Source organism: Arthrobacter sp. JUb115 (genome assembly GCF_004365035.1).
In the GTDB taxonomy this organism is placed as follows: domain Bacteria; phylum Actinomycetota; class Actinomycetes; order Actinomycetales; family Micrococcaceae; genus Glutamicibacter.
In genome coordinates this window covers 226,865-241,795 of the sequence record NZ_SOBS01000001.1, presented here as the reverse complement: position 1 = coordinate 241,795, position 14,931 = coordinate 226,865, and the positions used below count along the sequence as shown (strand labels likewise).

Sequence of the window (14,931 nt, the reverse complement as noted above, 5' to 3'; positions counted from 1 at the left end):
ATGGCATCCATTGTGACTACTGAAGATACTCTGCGCGCCGAAGAGCTCGCCGGCGGGCAAGACGGCATTTTGCGCCGTAAGTCCGTGGGGGAGCACCACTTCGAATTCGGTGGATTCCTTCCGGACGTGGTGCTGGCCTATGAAACGTGGGGGACGCTAGCAGCTGATGGCTCCAACGCGGTGCTGGTGATGCATGCGCTCACCGGTGACGCCCACGTTGCGCAAGGCGATTCGCAAAGCGCCGGCTGGTGGGAAGAGCTCGTAGGCCCCGGCGCCACGGTTGACACCAATGAGTACTTTGTCGTGTCCATCAACATGGTGGGTGGTTGCAATGGTTCCACCGGCCCCTCGTCCTTGGGCGACCAGGGCCTGCCCTACGGTTCGAGCTTTCCCTTCGTCACCATCAAGGACTCGGTGCGCCTTGAAGCGCGGCTGGCCAAGAAACTGGGAATTGATTCCTGGCATGCGGTCATTGGCGGTTCGATGGGCGGTGCGCGCGCGTTGGAATACGCCGTCGAGTTCCCCGACCAGGTCAAGAATCTCGTAGTGATGGCCTCGAGCGCGCAGGCGACTGCCGAGCAAATTGCCTTTGCACAGGTGCAAACCCAATCCATCCGGTTGGACCCGCACTTCTGCAATGGCGACTACTACGGCAACGATGCCCGCCCGGACGCCGGTCTTGGCTTGGCTCGCCGCCTGGCCCACATCACCTATCGTTCCGAGGCCGAGCTTGAAACCCGTTTCTCGCGCAACCCGCAGGATGGCGAGAAGCCGACGGGTCTGCTCGAGGGGCCTCGCGGGCGGTACCAGGTGGAAAGCTATCTTGACCATCAGGCCAGCAAGCTGGTGAATCGTTTCGACGCCAACAGCTACCTGGTGCTCACCGAGGCGCTGATGAGCCATGATGTGGCTCGCGGCCATGAATCCCTGGAAGCCGCCTTGGCGCGACTGGCGAAGATCAACGTGGTGGTTGCCGCGGTAACCACTGACCGGTTGTACTTTCCTGAGCAGTCAGTGAAGCTGGCCTCGTCGCTGGCCAAGCCAAAACCGGTGCACTACATTGATTCGCCGATTGGCCACGATGGATTCCTGACCGACGCCACGCAGCTCGACGGCGTGCTTCGGACCTTGGTGTTCGGAGACTGAGCCCCGGAAGGGGCTCGGGAAGATTTCAAAGCCTGAAGCAGTTCCGCCAGTAATCGGTGGAACTGCTTCAGGCTTTTCGTGCCTACTTGGCGCTGTCGCCGGCGCCGAGCGAGTCGTTTGGCTTGGTCTGCGCAAACGGCGTGGCCGAGGGCCGCTTCGGGGTGATGCCGTCGCCGGAGGACTGGTGGCGCAGGCGGCGCAATACCCAGGGAGCAAGATGCTCACGCGCCCACTGCAGATCCTCCTTGCGGGCTTCCCGCCAGCTGCGTTCATCCACGGCCGGAACGATTTCGGTGTCCAGCGGATGCGCGACGTTCAGCGAGTCCAGTGCCATGGCGGCAATGCGCTGGTGCCCGGCGGGGGAGAAGTGCAGGCGATCCGGTGCCCACATCTGGGATTGGTGCAACTCCTGCAAGGCCCACATGTCCGCCACGATGGCGTCGTGGCGGGCGGCTACGGTGCGCACGTTTTCGTTGTAGATCGCCACCTTGCCTCGGATGCTTCCCAAAACCGGGGTATCGCGAATATCGGGCCCGGTGAAGAGCAAGAGCGTGGCACCCGTATCGGTGAGCTTGGCTACCGCATTGTCGAGGATATCTGCAATCTTGTCTGGATCCCCGCCCGGGCGCAGGACGTCGTTGCCGCCTGCGCAGAGCGAGATCAGATCGGGCTTCAGGTCAATGCAGGGATCGAGCTGTTCGGCAACGATCTGGCCAATCAGCCGGCCTCGAATGGCGAGATTGGCATACGAGAAGTCCGGGACGGTGCGGCTGAGCTCATGGGCCAAGCGGTCGGCCCAGCCAAGGTGGCGGCCGGTGCTCGACGGGTCGGGGTCGCCGATGCCCTCGGTGAACGAGTCCCCAATGGCGACATAGCGGCGCCACGGATGCAGTGGGGCATTGGCGGATGTTGATGGTTCAGAAGCAGAATCGTTTGGCACGAATCTATTGTTACCAAAGGGTAACTTATAGTCAATCATTCCCGAGGATGATTCCATGAACCGCCGTGCTAGTCGCTCAAAGCGTCCCGGCGCGCCTGCAAGTACTCGTCGCGGGTAATGATTCCTCGCGAGTGCAGGGAATCGAGTTCGGCAAGCTTGTCCTCAAGGGATTTTTCCGGCGCCAGCATAGCTGAATTAGCGGCTCTTGCCATCAGTTCGGTTTCCAGGGTCAGCGGATCAAAACCGGCGCTCTTGGCTTTGCGGTAATTGCGCACCGCTACGAAGATGATCAATCCGATAACGGCGATAAAGAGCATGGCGAACAGGGGAGTGCCGACTGAAAATACGGTGTCCACGTTATCGAATAGGGACGAAGCGCTTCCCGGGTCCGGTTCGATGTACCCGAAACTATCGAGATCCTCTTGCAGCTGCCCCGGAATATCTTCGCTGTATTCAATTTCGTCCATGGCGCCTATTCCTAACTCTGTCGCTGTCTCGTCCGGCGAGAGCGGCGTTCCGGAGGACCGTGAGGCCCTTGGTCCAGTTGAACACGAAAAACTTGAAAAGCTAGGCAATTTTTTGAAGATTTATAATCTTGTAACATGTCAACTGGATTTCGAGGCCTTGGAAGACCATGGTTCCAGGATAGTGCCGGCCAACGCCTTCAGGAGATTCGACGGTGATTACGGGGAAGTTCTGCTGCACCCGGGCGCTGCCATCGCCGGTGGCCGGGGACTTGATGGAATCGGGCCGCGGAAGCGCTGAGCTAGCGAGGTCCTGTTCGATAGTCTTGGGGAACTATGACTATCCCGGACCAGGCTCCAGTGGCCATCATCTCCCGTAACGACGAATCCCGCCTTGGAACTCCGCTGCTGGTGTTCCTGCACGGCTATGGCTCGAATGAACAAGACCTCATGGGGCTCTCGCAGCATCTGCCCGAAGAGTTCACTTACCTCTCGGTGCGCGCACCGCTCCAAGCAGGCCCGGGGTACAGCTGGTTCCCGCTGACCCAGGAAATCGACTACTCCATCGAGTCGGTGGCACGCAGCGTCGAAGCGCTATGGGCATTGCTGGAACCGCTGGTAAAGCAGCACTCCTCGATCACCCTGCTCGGTTTCTCCCAGGGCATGGCCATGGCCACTTCATTGGCACGCTACCAGCCCGATTCCATTGAAGCCGTCGTCGGGCTCTCGGGCTTCGCAGTGGATCCCGGGCCCTTGGATATATTCGACGACGCGAAGCTGGCAGAAAAGCCGCTGCCGCTGTTCTGGGGCCGCGACCTGGCTGACCCGGTGATCACCCGGGACAAGATCGAATACACCCTGGGGTGGGTTCCGGGGCACACCGAATTGGCCAGTGAAACCTACCGGCAGATTGGCCACTCGGTGTGCATGGAAGAACTGCAGGATGTGGCCGAGTTCCTCAACAGGGTCGTCCTGGGGAAAAGCTGACTACTGCTGCGCGGTGACCTTCACGCATTCACCATTCACGCACACCACGTCGCCGGGGCGGATCTGCGCCCCGCGACGGGTGTCCACCTCTCCGTTGACGGTGACGATTCCGTCGGAAATCATTTCCTTGGCGTGGATGCCATCCTCGGCCAGGGAGGCAAGCTTGAGCAACTGGCCCAAGCGGATGGACTCGTCGCGGATTTCTAGGTCAAAAGCTTCGTTGGCACTCATGGCTTCCATTCTTCCCTAAATAAGCGCGCTGCATCGTTAGAATCGGCCAAAGGCGTGGAAGTTCACGTCGGCGTTACCTGATTCGGCTTCGTCTGCAGGCCGCGGAAACGATACCCTTGGAAGGTATGTATTTTTCTACGGACCGCAACCAGCGGCCTCGTAATTCCCATTGGAGTTGATATGGCGCCACAGTCCAAGCTAGACCAGGTTATTTCCCTCGCAAAGCGTCGAGGATTCGTTTTCCAGGCTGGTGAAATCTACGGTGGTTCCCGTTCGGCATGGGATTACGGTCCCCTGGGCACCGAACTGAAGGAAAACATCAAGCGCGAGTGGTGGCAGAACTTCGTTCGCGGCCGCGAGGACATGGTTGGCCTGGACTCGTCGATCATCTTGCCCAAGGCTGTCTGGGAAGCATCGGGCCACGTGGCCACCTTCACCGACCCGCTGGTCGAATGCATCCAGTGCCACAAGCGCCACCGCCAGGACCACCTGATCGAGGCTTTCGAGGCCAAGAAGGGCCGTGCGGCCAAGGACGGGATGAGCGAGATCGCCTGCCCTGACTGCGGCACCAAGGGCCAGTTCACCGAGCCGCAGATGTTCTCCGGCCTGATGAAGACCTTCCTGGGCCCAGTGGATACCGAAGCCGGCCTGGCCTACATGCGTCCGGAGACCGCCCAGGGCATCTTCGTGAACTTCGCCAACGTGCTCACCGCCTCGCGCAAGAAGCCGCCATTCGGCATCGGCCAGATCGGCAAGGCTTTCCGCAACGAAATCACCCCGGGCAACTTCATCTTCCGCACCCGCGAGTTCGAGCAGATGGAAATCGAGTTCTTCACCGCTCCGGAAGATGCCCCCGCCTTCTTCGACCAGTGGGTCAAGGATTGCTGGGCATGGTTCCTGGATCTGGGCATCAAGGAAGAGAACCTGCGCCAGTTCGACGTGCCAGAAGACGAGCGCGCGCACTACTCGGCCGGCACCATCGACTTCGAGTACCGCTTCGGCTTCCAGGGTTCGGAGTGGGGCGAGCTCATGGGCGTTGCCAACCGCACCGACTACGACCTGTCCAGCCATGCGAAGGCTTCGGGCTCCGAGCTGTCCTACTTCAACCAGGCCACCGGTGAGCGCTACACCCCCTACGTGATCGAGCCTTCCTTCGGCCTGACCCGTTCCATGATGGCCTTCCTGGTCGATGCCTACACCGAGGACGAAGCACCGAACACCAAGGGCGGCGTGGACAAGCGCACCGTGCTCAAGCTCGATCCGCGCCTGGCTCCGGTCAAGGCCGCGGTGCTGCCGCTGAGCCGCAATGAGAACCTTTCCCCGAAGGCCAAGGACCTGGCTGCCGAGCTGCGCAAGCGCTGGAACATCGACTTCGATGACGCCGGTGCCATTGGCCGCCGCTACCGCCGCCAGGATGAGATCGGCACCCCGTTCTGCATCACCGTGGACTTCGACACCCTCGAGGACCAGGCCGTGACCATCCGCGAACGCGACACCATGTCCCAGGAACGTGTTTCCCTGGACCAGGTCACCGCTTACCTTTCCGAGCGCCTGAACGGAGCCTAGAGCCCGATGAACGAACTGGAATTCCGCCTGTGGCGCTCCGGGGACGACCTCCAGCTGCTTCAGATCTTCGGCGACCCGCGTTCCCCGCAGGCCCACCAGGATCGCACCATGCTGCGCGAAAACAGCGATGCACCGTTCTCCCGCACTCTGGTAGCCACCGTTGACCAGGTGGCTATCGGCGCCGGGGTGGTGTTCGCTTCCTCGCTGCATCCGCAGCGCCTGTGGCTCTATGTCGAGGTAGCCGCCGAGCAGCGCCGGTCCGGCGTTGGCACCGCCCTGGTGGAACAGCTGCGCAAGCAGATCCCGGCCGGCCAGGCGCAGGAGCTCAAGGCCCGCTACACGGTGACCGCGGGCGATCCTGCTGCCGCGGCGGCTGGCTTCTGCCAGTCGCTGGGCCTGGGAGAAATCCAGGTCTCGCGCGATGTCATCCTGGAGCCGGGGGCTCTGGCTGAACCGGTTTTCGACACCAATGACCGGGTGATCGAGGACCTGTCCACCGGCAGTGTCGAGCTGACCCAGCTGGTGATGGATTTCTACAACGCGGTGCACACCGGTTGGGATCCAGCCAAGATGACCGTGGGTTCGGCGCAGCGCATGCTGCTCGACGAGCACACCGGCGCGCAGGGCGCCCTGGTGCTGCGCGACAAGCCGAAGCGCGAGGGCGGTGTTCCGCTGGCTTTCGCGGTCAGCTACGTGCCCGCCCGCGAGAACGCCCCGACCGACGTGCTGGTAGGCCACAACCCGGCCTTCAGCGATGACGAAGTGGCAGAAGCGGTGCGCGACATGGTCGCCATGCTGATCCACCAGTACCCGGTGAAGCTGGAAGTCGACTCGTCGATGTTCATCCTCTCCTCGCTGATTGATGCGTTGGCCGTGGTTGACCAGGCCACCGTCATATCCACGACGCATATCCTCGCCAGCGACGCGGCGAAGTAATGCCAGCAAGAACGGGACCCGCCTGGCGGGTCCCGTTTTTGCCATTCTGCACCAGCCTCCACTTCGTGAAAGAACTCCGTTGACCACCAGCACCACCATGACCGCGCAGGTCCGCTCCGGCGGAAAGATCCTGTTCATCCTGCTTGCCATCGCTTCGGGCCTGCTGCTGTGCGTGCAGTCTCGCATCAACGGGGCGCTGGGCGCGAAGCTGGGGGACGCCATCGCGGCATCAACCATCAGCTTCGGTGTCGGTTTGGCGGCATTGGTACTGCTGGCCATCTTTGTTCCCGCGGTGCGCGGCTCGGTGGCGCAAGTGCCGCGCGCCTTGGCCCAGGGCCGTTTCCCGCGCTGGTACCTGGTGGCCGGCGCGGTAGGTGCCCTGATTGTCTTCAGCCAGGCCGCCGCGGTGCCGCTCATTGGGGTGGCGCTGTTCACCGTCTGCCTGGTGACCGGCCAGGCAATCGGTTCCATGTTCATGGACCGGGTGGGCTTTGGCGGGGCCGCGCCGCGCAAGATCAATGCCTTGCGCATCCTCGGCGTGGTGCTGACCATTATCGGCGTGGTTTGGGCGGTCAGTCCGCGCGGAGCCGACGCGGACCTTTCCGCGTTGCTCCTGCCGATGGCGCTTTCGGCAGCCGTCGGCATGCTCATGGGCTTCCAGGCAGCTGCCAACGGCGCGCAAGCGGCGGCTTATGGCGGCGCCACGGCGGCGACCCTGGTGAACTTTGCCGTCGGGTTCGTGGTCCTGGCGATGGTGATGCTGGTGCGGTTGCCTGCCGGCATCGGCCTGGACCCGCTGCCAGGCACCTGGTGGTACTACATCGGCGGACTGCTCGGTTGCCTGTTCGTCGGCATCACCGCCCTGGTGGTCAAGCGGCTCGGAGTGCTGGTCACCAGCCTCGCGGCCGTTGGCGGCCAGCTGGTGGGCTCGCTGCTCCTGGACGTTTTCTTCCCGGCTCCCGGGTCGTCCGTCACCGCCGCAACTGTCATGGGTACCTTGCTGACACTGCTCGCTGTTGGCCTGGCCTCGATCTCAGGAGCGCGGAACGCGAAGCGCACCAGCCCCCGGATCCCGGTGGCATCACGCAATTAGCGTGGCGCGCTATCGCTGTTTACCTTCCGTTTTCCTCCACGACTTATGCTGGAATCCATGGAACCACAGCGCATGGCACAGGGCTCGGCCAGGGAAGTCTTCAAGGTCTTCCTGAAGCTCGGCTTGACCTCTTTTGGCGGTCCCATCGCCCACTTGGGATACTTCCGCACCGAACTGGTTGATCGCCGCCGCTGGCTCGATGACCAGCAGTACGCCCAACTGGTCGCATTGAGCCAGTTCCTGCCGGGCCCGGCATCCAGCCAGGTCGGTTTCGGCTTGGGCTTGCACCGGGCCGGAATGCGCGGTGCCCTGGCGGCATTCCTGGCGTTCACCCTGCCCTCTGCGGTGGTGATGGCGGTCTTCGCCTTCGGCGCTTCGCTGTTCAGCGGTCCCATCGGTACCGGGCTGCTGGCCGGCCTGAAAATCGTTGCGGTCGCCATCATCGCCCACGCGGTACTGGGCATGGCAAGGAACCTGGCTCCGGATCGTGCCCGTGCCGCCATTGCGGTTGTCGCCGCCGGATCGGCGCTGCTTTTGGCCGGAAGCTTCGGGCAGGTCCTGGCCATTGCCTTCGGCGCATTGGCAGGATATTTCTGGTGCCGCGGCAAGGATGCCGGAGCAGCGGCGGCTATGCAGTTTCCGGTATCAAGGACCGTGGGCATCAGCTGCCTGTCGCTGTTCGCCATCCTGCTTTTCGGGTTGCCGGTGGCAGCCCTTGCAACGGGCTGGGATCTGCTGGGCTTCATCGATGCGTTCTACCGCTCCGGCGCCCTGGTCTTTGGCGGCGGGCACGTGGTCCTGCCGCTGCTCCAAAGCGCAGTCGTGGATCCCGGGCTGATCAGTTCCCAAGAATTCCTCGCCGGCTACGGCGCGGCCCAGGCCATGCCCGGACCGCTCTTCACCTTCGCCGCGTACCTTGGCGTCCTCGTCGACTCGGGTCCCGGCGGCGCTGCCGGAGCGCTCATCGCCTTGCTTGCCATTTTCCTTCCGGGCTTCCTGCTGCTGCTCGGCGTGCTGCCGTTCTGGAACCGGGTGAGCCACTGGCCTGCCGCCAGGGCCATCATGCATGGCGCCAACGCGGCAGTGGTCGGGGTGCTCGCCGCCGCACTGTACAACCCGGTCTTCACCTCGGCGATTACTTCGGATCCCGCTTTCGTCCTGGCCTTGCTCTGCTTTGTTTTGCTGACCGCCTGGAAGATGGCCCCATGGATTGTCGTGGCCATCGGTGCGCTCGGGGGAGTGCTGCTGGGCGTGCTGGCTTAGGCAGGCTCGGTGAGCTGCTGGGGCCGGCACCCCGGTGCGCCTCGTGGCCCCCGGGTACCGGACCTCGGCGCAATGCCCCTAGTTCAGGCTCTTGGCTGTGTTGAGCACTGCGATCAGCTCGTCGAACCATTGCGCATAGCTGCTGTAGGTGAACGGACGCTTATCATCCCATTCGACCACCTGGCTGGCCTCTACCGCTGGCAAAGACGCGAAGACGGGATGGTCCTTGACCTGCTGCGCGGTGCCCGAATAGCTCAGCACCACATCGGCAGGGTAATCGGCAACCTTCTCCCAGCTCATTGAAGCCCAGCCGCTGTCCTCGGTCTGGCCGACAATATCGAATCCGAGTTCATCCAGCAGGGCCAGCTGGCCCAGTGATTTCTGGCCGACGTACAGGTCGTCATACCCATTGAGCGCGATGATCCGCAACGGCTGGTCCTTGGCCAAGGCACGCAACTGTTCCAGTTTGGCTTGGTAGTCGGCCTTGGCGGCGGACTGCGACGCAATATCCCCACCCAATGACTTGGCCAATGATTCATAGTCCTCGATGACCTCCAGAACAGGCCGGTTGCCAAATTTGATGCCCAGGAATGGAGCCGTGGCAGTGGCCTCTGCCTGGACCTTGTCATCCCACCAGGTCCAGCCCGTGCCTTCGGCATTGCCGAAGCCCACGATCAGATCCGGGTCGAGGCCAAGCAACTTCTCCAGGCTGAACTCTCCGTCCTGGCCGATGATGGTCATCTCTGCTGGATCCGCACTGCCAAGGGCCAGGCTGCCCGACTCGTCCAAACCGTATCCGAAGACGCCCGAGGGGCGGATGCCGTAGTCCCAGAGTGCCGCAGCCGAATAGGAATCGGTGACCAGCGTTTGCGGTGCAGCATCCATGGAGATGGTTTTTCCATAGCCGGAATCGGTGAAGCTCCACGCTGCGCTGGCTTCGCCGCTTGAAGGGGAAGCGGCCTGGGTGCTCGGGCTGCAGGCGGCCAGGGCCAGGGCTGCGGCCAGCGAAGCTGCGCCGAAAAAGACGCGTCGGGTCATTGGTTGCATGTTCTTTTCCTTCTTAGATGGCCTCGTGGCCCAGCGGGATCACGAGTGGTGTGTGCGAGACGGGATCCTGGATGATGGTGCAGGGCAAGGCGAAAACCTCGCGGATCAGTTCCTCGGTGACAATCTGCGAGGGAGGTCCTGCGGCGACGATCTCACCGGATTTCATCGCGATCAGGTGCGTGGCGTAGCGGCACGCTTGGTTCAAGTCATGGAGCACCGCAACCACCGTATTGCCCTGTTGCTCGTTGAGCCTGCGGCACAGTTCCATGATTTCGATCTGGTGGGAGATGTCCAAGAAGGTGGTCGGTTCATCGAGCAGCAGCAAAGGAGTCTGCTGGGCCAGTACCATAGCGATCCAGACGCGTTGGCGTTGCCCGCCGGATAGTTCGTCGACCAGCCGCCGGGAGAGCCCGGTGGTGCCTGTGGCGTGCATGGCGCTGAGCACTGCTTGCTCGTCCGCGGCAGACCATTGGGAGAACAAGCCTTGGTGCGGGCTGCGGCCGCGGGCGATCAGATCCGCAACGGTGATGCCATCCGGGGCGATGGAGGACTGCGGCAGCAGCCCCAGCCGCTGGGCCACCTGCTTGGCTGGCAGGGACAGGATCGGTTTGCCATCCAGGATGACCTGGCCGGAGGAAGGCTTCAGCACCCTGGACAGGGCGCGCAGCAAGGTCGATTTGCCGCAGGCGTTGGGTCCAATGACGACCGTAAACGAGCCCGGGGGGATGGATAGCGAGAGGTTTTCGGAGATGGCCGATGGCCCGTAGCCCAAGGTGAGCCGGTCGGCGGATAGCTGCGGATGGGTCATGCTCATTGGCGTCGTGCCTCACGAAGTAGTAGCCAGATCAGGTAGACCCCGCCGATGCTGACGGTGACTACGCCAACCGGCAGGGAAGTGTTCTCCAAAACGCGCTGGGCCAGCACATCGCTGGCCAGCAGCAGCACGGCGCCGAGCAATGCCGAGTAAGCCAACGACACGCCTGCGCTGCCCATGATCCGGCGCGCGATTTGCGGAGCAGCTAGCGAGATGAAGGCGATGGGGCCTGCCGCCGCGGTGGCCAGGGCAGTCAACGCCACCCCGATCACCAGCAAGGACAGCTTGCTGGATTCGGTGTTGACGCCCAGCGCCACAGCAGCGTCATCGCCCAATTCCAGCAGGCGCATCCTGCGCGTGCAGGCCATGGCGCCCAGCGCGAGAGGCAACGCGACCGCTGCGGCCGGTATGGCCTGGTCCCAGCCGATGGCATTCAGCGAGCCGGCACCCCAGATGGCCGCGGACATGGCGTCCTCCAGCTCGCTGCGCAAGATCAGCCAGGTGTTGGCCGAAGCGAGGATCGCGCTGACCGCGATCCCGACGATGATCAGCCGGAATCCCTCAGAGCCGTTCTTAAAGGACAAGGCATACACCACGGCCGCGGTGGCCAAGCCACCAGCCAATGCACCGAGTGCCACCTGGAAATACCCGCCGCCGAAGACCAGCATGACGGCCAGCGCACCGGTATAGGCACCGGTATTGAATCCGATAATGTCTGGAGAACCCAGGGGATTGCGGGTCATGGATTGGAAAATTGCCCCGCTGGCGCCTAGCGCTGCGCCCAATAGCAGTGCCATCAGAACGCGGGGCAGCCGCCATTGCAGCACCACCCGCTGGCTGCTGGCCTCCCCGGCTCCAGCCAGGGTATTGAGCACTTCGCCCAAGCCCAGCGTGTAGTCGCCAGTGGCCAACGCGTAGAGGCCCAGGGCGGCCGCCAACACCGAGAGGAGTGCGGCGAGAAGCAGCTGACGTGGTTGCACGCGCAACCAGATGCGTCCAATGCGCAGTACCCGGTGGCCCGGGCCAAAATCCACAGCACTCATAGTCCGCTAGCCTGCTTGCGCCGAACCAGCCAAATCAGCACCGGAGCGCCAAGCAAGGCCGTGACGACCCCCACCTGCATTTCGCCGGGCGGGACAACGATGCGGCCGAGCACATCGGAAACGAGCAACAGCACCGGGCCGAGGATCATCGAGAAACACAGGATCCATCGCTGATCCGGTCCGACGATCCAACGGCTGATATGCGGGATCATCAAGCCCACGAAGCCGATCGGGCCGGCGGCGGCGGTCGCTGCGCCGCAGAGCAGGGTGACCGCCACAATCACCACTGCGCGGGTCAGGCCGATATTGGTACCCAGCGCGAGGCTGGCCTCATCGCCCAAGGCCAATGTGTTCAGCGAGCGGGTGCACAGCACCGCCAAGACCAGCCCCAGGATAACGAAAGGGGCGATGACGCCCACCATGGGCAGGGTGCGGTTGTTCAAGGTTCCCGCGCCCCAATAGCGCATGCGGTCAAAAGCCTCGGGGTTGAGCAGGGTCATCCCGTTGGAAATTCCTCCCAGCACGGCGCCCAGTGCGACGCCGGACAAGGTCAGCCTGGCCGGTGTCGCTCCACCGCGGCCACGCGATCCAATGAGGTATACCGCGAGGGTGGCCAGCACGGCTCCGGCGAAGGCGAACCAGATGTACTGGGAAATGTGGGTGATGCCGAGGAACGCCACAGCGAGCACGACGGCGAATCCGGCGCCCGCATTGACCCCGAGGATACCGGGATCTGCCAGCGGATTGCGGGTCAGTGCCTGAATCAATGCGCCGCCAACAGCCAGGGACATTCCTGCCAGGAGCCCAATCGCGGTGCGCGGCAGGCGCAGCTCGTTGATGATCACCAGTGTTTCGGGTGTGCCAATTCCCCATAGCGCCTGCCCGGCAGCCAGCGGCGCAATCGCCTTTGCTCCAATGCCCAAAGACGCGAAGAGGGCGACTGCGAGCAAGCCGAGGCAGAGGGCCAACGCCGCTGACTTCCAAGCATTGCTGGCGGCCAATCCTGCTGATCCATGGGCGGCTTTGGCTTGATCGGACTTGTTGGCGGGCTGATGCGGCGCAAGGAGGGTCATGCGACTTTCCGTAATTAGGGAACACTCACTGAATCGCGAGCACAAAAAGTCACACTACCATGATGTTTTTAGTTTAGGGCAAAATAAGTCACAATAGACGCACCTATTTACAAATTGGTGCTGAATGCGTTCCGACTAGGCGAGATTGATAAAACGCACCGACCCGTCAGCTTCGGCAAGAACCATGAAGGAATCATGATGAGTTGCCAGGTATTCCTCGATGCGCGCCAGCACCGACACCTCGGCCCGGTCGTCCAATGCAGGGCCGGACGAAGCCATCCACGTCACCGCTAGCTCCGGGCGCGCTTTGAGCTGAGCCGCCATCGGCTCGGAAGCCGCCGGGCCAACGATTACCACTGCTCGACGTGTTATCGCCCCCTGAGAGGCAATGGATTCTCCGGAAGAACCGGCTCTGGAATCCTTATCCGAACGCCACAGCGCAAAGTGGTAGCCGGCCACGGCAGCGGTCGCAACCAGCCAGCCCAGCGTGCCGCGAACGGTGTCCAGGAGGGAATCAAGACGAGAATCGGGTTCCAGGTAGAACTCGAAAATCCGGTACCCGAAGACCAGCAGGGAAACCAGCGCGACGACGGAACTGGCTCCGAAGAACAGGACCAAATAGGCGCTGCGCGAGTCTGCCGGGAAGGGCTTCCAGGGCTTGAAGTACCAAAGCCATGCGGCGGCTCCGAAGGCGAGCAAGCCGAGACCATGGCCCAGCAAACCCGCGGAGTAGCCCACCGAGACGCTGGACCCGAGTGCTGCGAAGAGCGCATTGACCACCATGCCCAGCCCGGTAGCCAGCACGGCCAGGCTGACACCGCTCAGCGCCAGGTGCGCTGCGCCAACCACGGCGGCAGGGTGCAGCCCGGAACGCAGCTGGGACTGGTGGTAAATCCAGAGAACCGCGGCCGCCACAATGATGGCCAGCAGGCTTGGACCGCCGTCGAGGAACAGCTCGGTGCGTTCCTGCGCCGTCCATGCCTGCGGCCACACCCAGGAAACCAGCTCGGCGATCGCCAGCAGGAACGCCAACGCCGGTGCGGCCAGGCCCAATACAACCAGCAGGACGCTGTTCAGGAGATTGGACATCTTCTGGACTCTGCGCAGTTTCCAATGCCAGAACCACAGGGCCGAGGAACCTGCCAGCCAGACCAGCGCCATCAGCAGATTCGGCATGCCGGTGGGGCCCACCAGCGTGTTTTCCGGCACGACCAGGATTTCCAACGCGACCGTCAGCGTGGCAATCAGCGAAAGCGCGAAGAGCACCATGCTGAAGTAATTTCCCGCGGTGGCCGCCAGCTGGGCGAATTGCCGCGGTGCCGTACGCGATGAAGTGATTTGGCGGTGCTGCCAGGCGCACACCGTGCCCCAGCCCAAGGCCACCGCCAGCGTCGACTGCCATGCACCGTCGCGGGCTGCGGAAACAAGTCCCGCCAGGAACGCCAGCGCGGCGCAGCTGCTGGCAGCCAGGGTGGCAAGGTACGCGGCCGAGGCCTGCAAGGACCAGATGGCTGAGTCGAAGGCCGACGGCCGGGCCAAGCGCTTGCGGATGGAACGCCACAACAGCCAGGCCAAGGGGATTCCAACCAGGGTGAAGGTGAAGGCCATCGCCAGCTGCTCGGTGCTGACCAGCAAGGAATCGAAACCATGGAAGAGCGCGGTAAAGAGCGTAGACAAGCCCGTAGCCGAGACCATCAACAGCACGAACAGCAAGCCGTGGAGGATCACTGGACGCAGCACGCTGCTGCTTTGCACGTGGAACGCCGGGGCGGTTGCGGCCATCAGTAACCCATCTCCTCGGCGGTGCACAGGCCGACCTGCCACGGCATGCGGTCAATCAGCCATGCTCCATCGATCTTGCGCAGCTCGAACGCCTCTTCATATGAGGACAGATTCCCCAAGGGCAGGAATTGGGCGTCGCGGGTATTGAACCTGGTGCGCACGGTAGCACTGGACTCCTCGACGCTGCTGCGCAGCAGCTGCACATCAAGCGGCTGCGGGGCATAGGGTTCGGGAGAGCACAGCGTCCTGGATTGGCCTTCAACGGTGTAGCCCTGCATGGCCGGCAAATCCTCGGCCTCGAAAGCCATCAGATATCTTTGCACGACCCCTTCCGGAGTGTTCTCCCCGTGGACCTCTGGTGCCGAACGCAGCGAAACCACGAGCAATGCGGCTATAACCAAAGCCACAATGGCGGCGGCAAGGGCCAGCAGAACCACCCGCGCCGCCGAAAATTTACTTGTCATTGCATCATTTTGGTCCACATCAGGACAATAATCCAGCGCCTCGGCATCAAGATTTGATGAAGATCTCAGTTACTGTTTTGCG

Annotated in this window: 16 protein-coding genes; 7 read left to right on the top strand and 9 right to left on the bottom strand. The window is 62.8% G+C overall.

Annotated elements, in window-relative coordinates:
• Entirely contained in the window at positions 1–1,146 is a 1,146-nt protein-coding gene (metX, locus tag EDF61_RS01155) for a homoserine O-acetyltransferase MetX (RefSeq protein ID WP_105657197.1), read from the top strand.
• A gap of 82 nt (positions 1,147–1,228) precedes the next feature.
• Here metX and EDF61_RS01150 read toward each other — a convergent pair whose 3' ends face one another.
• The gene (locus EDF61_RS01150; RefSeq protein ID WP_402472421.1) at positions 1,229–2,086 is read right to left on the bottom strand and encodes an SGNH/GDSL hydrolase family protein; all 858 of its coding nucleotides are present in this window, start codon (positions 2,084–2,086) and stop codon (positions 1,229–1,231) included.
• A gap of 68 nt (positions 2,087–2,154) precedes the next feature.
• Positions 2,155–2,553: an SHOCT domain-containing protein gene (locus EDF61_RS01145; protein WP_105657199.1), complete on the bottom strand. Its 399-nt coding sequence runs from the start codon at positions 2,551–2,553 to the stop codon at positions 2,155–2,157.
• Here EDF61_RS01145 and EDF61_RS01140 point away from each other — a divergent pair.
• Together EDF61_RS01140 and EDF61_RS01135 are read left to right on the top strand one after the other, a co-directional pair.
• On the top strand, positions 2,552–2,851 hold the full coding sequence (locus EDF61_RS01140) for a hypothetical protein (RefSeq protein ID WP_105657200.1): 300 nt from the start codon (positions 2,552–2,554) through the stop codon (positions 2,849–2,851). The two genes, EDF61_RS01145 and EDF61_RS01140, sit on opposite strands and share 2 nt — an antisense overlap.
• Before the next feature lie 35 nt (positions 2,852–2,886).
• Entirely contained in the window at positions 2,887–3,537 is a 651-nt protein-coding gene (locus EDF61_RS01135) for an alpha/beta hydrolase (RefSeq protein ID WP_105657201.1), read from the top strand.
• On the opposite strand, the gene EDF61_RS01130 is transcribed toward EDF61_RS01135, so the two are convergent.
• Positions 3,538–3,768 carry an RNA-binding S4 domain-containing protein gene (locus EDF61_RS01130; RefSeq protein ID WP_181148825.1) on the bottom strand — a complete coding sequence of 77 codons (231 nt, stop codon included), beginning with the start codon at positions 3,766–3,768 and terminating at the stop codon, positions 3,538–3,540.
• Positions 3,769–3,948: 180 nt separating this feature from the next.
• On the opposite strand from EDF61_RS01130, the gene EDF61_RS01125 reads away from it, so the two are divergent.
• The 4 genes from EDF61_RS01125 to chrA all read left to right on the top strand — a co-directional run bounded on the left by EDF61_RS01125 (position 3,949) and on the right by chrA (position 8,626).
• Positions 3,949–5,334: a glycine--tRNA ligase gene (locus EDF61_RS01125; RefSeq protein WP_105657203.1), complete on the top strand. Its 1,386-nt coding sequence runs from the start codon at positions 3,949–3,951 to the stop codon at positions 5,332–5,334.
• Between the two features lie 6 nt (positions 5,335–5,340).
• Entirely contained in the window at positions 5,341–6,270 is a 930-nt protein-coding gene (locus tag EDF61_RS01120) for a GNAT family N-acetyltransferase (RefSeq protein ID WP_105657204.1), read from the top strand.
• A gap of 79 nt (positions 6,271–6,349) precedes the next feature.
• The gene (locus tag EDF61_RS01115) at positions 6,350–7,363 is read left to right on the top strand and encodes a DMT family transporter (RefSeq protein ID WP_353615990.1); all 1,014 of its coding nucleotides are present in this window, start codon (positions 6,350–6,352) and stop codon (positions 7,361–7,363) included.
• A gap of 57 nt (positions 7,364–7,420) precedes the next feature.
• A complete protein-coding gene (gene chrA / locus EDF61_RS01110) occupies positions 7,421–8,626 on the top strand; it encodes a chromate efflux transporter (RefSeq protein ID WP_133833008.1) in 1,206 nt (401 codons plus the stop codon).
• A 78-nt stretch (positions 8,627–8,704) separates the two neighbouring features.
• Here chrA and EDF61_RS01105 read toward each other — a convergent pair whose 3' ends face one another.
• The 6 genes from EDF61_RS01105 to EDF61_RS01080 form a co-directional block, all read right to left on the bottom strand.
• Positions 8,705–9,673, bottom strand: a complete 969-nt coding sequence (locus tag EDF61_RS01105) for an ABC transporter substrate-binding protein (protein WP_102598153.1) — start codon at positions 9,671–9,673, stop codon at positions 8,705–8,707.
• Positions 9,674–9,686: 13 nt separating this feature from the next.
• The gene (locus EDF61_RS01100; protein WP_105657206.1) at positions 9,687–10,487 is read right to left on the bottom strand and encodes an ABC transporter ATP-binding protein; all 801 of its coding nucleotides are present in this window, start codon (positions 10,485–10,487) and stop codon (positions 9,687–9,689) included.
• Positions 10,484–11,530 carry a FecCD family ABC transporter permease gene (locus EDF61_RS01095; RefSeq protein WP_105657207.1) on the bottom strand — a complete coding sequence of 349 codons (1,047 nt, stop codon included), beginning with the start codon at positions 11,528–11,530 and terminating at the stop codon, positions 10,484–10,486. Before EDF61_RS01095 ends, EDF61_RS01100 begins: the two co-directional genes overlap by 4 nt.
• Positions 11,527–12,603, bottom strand: coding sequence for a FecCD family ABC transporter permease (locus tag EDF61_RS01090; RefSeq protein WP_105657208.1), 1,077 nt, complete (start codon positions 12,601–12,603; stop codon positions 11,527–11,529). Before EDF61_RS01090 ends, EDF61_RS01095 begins: the two co-directional genes overlap by 4 nt.
• A gap of 135 nt (positions 12,604–12,738) precedes the next feature.
• On the bottom strand, positions 12,739–14,385 hold the full coding sequence (locus tag EDF61_RS01085) for a DUF5671 domain-containing protein (protein ID WP_105657209.1): 1,647 nt from the start codon (positions 14,383–14,385) through the stop codon (positions 12,739–12,741).
• Positions 14,385–14,849: a hypothetical protein gene (locus tag EDF61_RS01080; RefSeq protein ID WP_133833007.1), complete on the bottom strand. Its 465-nt coding sequence runs from the start codon at positions 14,847–14,849 to the stop codon at positions 14,385–14,387. Before EDF61_RS01080 ends, EDF61_RS01085 begins: the two co-directional genes overlap by 1 nt.
• Between the last annotated feature and the right edge of the window lie 82 nt (positions 14,850–14,931).

What these genes read in the sequence shown, in the direction of transcription:
- metX (WP_105657197.1), top strand. Translation starts at nt 1, where the DNA reads ATGGCATCCATTGTGACTACTGAAGATACTCTGCGCGCCGAAGAGCTC.
- EDF61_RS01140 (WP_105657200.1), top strand. Translation starts at nt 2,552, where the DNA reads ATGGCGCCTATTCCTAACTCTGTCGCTGTCTCGTCCGGCGAGAGCGGC.
- EDF61_RS01145 (WP_105657199.1), bottom strand. Translation starts at nt 2,553, where the DNA reads ATGGACGAAATTGAATACAGCGAAGATATTCCGGGGCAGCTGCAAGAG.
- EDF61_RS01135 (WP_105657201.1), top strand. Translation starts at nt 2,887, where the DNA reads ATGACTATCCCGGACCAGGCTCCAGTGGCCATCATCTCCCGTAACGAC.
- EDF61_RS01130 (WP_181148825.1), bottom strand. Translation starts at nt 3,768, where the DNA reads ATGAGTGCCAACGAAGCTTTTGACCTAGAAATCCGCGACGAGTCCATC.
- EDF61_RS01125 (WP_105657203.1), top strand. Translation starts at nt 3,949, where the DNA reads ATGGCGCCACAGTCCAAGCTAGACCAGGTTATTTCCCTCGCAAAGCGT.
- EDF61_RS01120 (WP_105657204.1), top strand. Translation starts at nt 5,341, where the DNA reads ATGAACGAACTGGAATTCCGCCTGTGGCGCTCCGGGGACGACCTCCAG.
- chrA (WP_133833008.1), top strand. Translation starts at nt 7,421, where the DNA reads ATGGAACCACAGCGCATGGCACAGGGCTCGGCCAGGGAAGTCTTCAAG.
- EDF61_RS01105 (WP_102598153.1), bottom strand. Translation starts at nt 9,673, where the DNA reads ATGCAACCAATGACCCGACGCGTCTTTTTCGGCGCAGCTTCGCTGGCC.
- EDF61_RS01100 (WP_105657206.1), bottom strand. Translation starts at nt 10,487, where the DNA reads ATGAGCATGACCCATCCGCAGCTATCCGCCGACCGGCTCACCTTGGGC.
- EDF61_RS01095 (WP_105657207.1), bottom strand. Translation starts at nt 11,530, where the DNA reads ATGAGTGCTGTGGATTTTGGCCCGGGCCACCGGGTACTGCGCATTGGA.
- EDF61_RS01090 (WP_105657208.1), bottom strand. Translation starts at nt 12,603, where the DNA reads ATGACCCTCCTTGCGCCGCATCAGCCCGCCAACAAGTCCGATCAAGCC.
- EDF61_RS01085 (WP_105657209.1), bottom strand. Translation starts at nt 14,385, where the DNA reads ATGGCCGCAACCGCCCCGGCGTTCCACGTGCAAAGCAGCAGCGTGCTG.
- EDF61_RS01080 (WP_133833007.1), bottom strand. Translation starts at nt 14,849, where the DNA reads ATGACAAGTAAATTTTCGGCGGCGCGGGTGGTTCTGCTGGCCCTTGCC.